Annotated in this window: 1 protein-coding gene; it reads right to left on the bottom strand. The window is 44.4% G+C overall.

All coding sequences use genetic code 11. From position 1 onward, the window contains the following. Window positions 1-320: hypothetical protein (locus tag KH400_RS23730; RefSeq protein ID WP_217228798.1), on the bottom strand; the 320-nt coding region annotated here is incomplete at both ends.

Genomic DNA, 320 nt, shown 5'->3' with positions numbered 1-320 from the left:
CTATCACGAATTAGGCCGCGTTCAACCAAGTTCTCTACGATTGCTTCCATCAGTTCAACAAGCAGCCCCGTATACTGGCGATCCACTTCTAAGTACCCCAACGTCATGCCCATTGCTTGGAAAAGATTGTCTGGCGTCCAATTGTTAGGCACTTCATTCGTCAAGATAAAGGCATAATCAACCGTTTGACGCACGAAAATATTAACGAAGTCATCATCGACCTGTTTGTTATCATGATACTTTTTGACTAAATCATCGCTGACTGACACCGCTAAGGCACGGTTAATCATCAACGCAGTCTGATCAATCGGTGGTAGTAC

The organism is Desertibacillus haloalkaliphilus (assembly GCF_019039105.1).
GTDB lineage: Bacteria > Bacillota > Bacilli > Bacillales > KJ1-10-99 > Desertibacillus > Desertibacillus haloalkaliphilus.
Note: the sequence above shows the minus strand (reverse complement) of the source record. Positions and strands in the feature narration are given on the sequence as shown.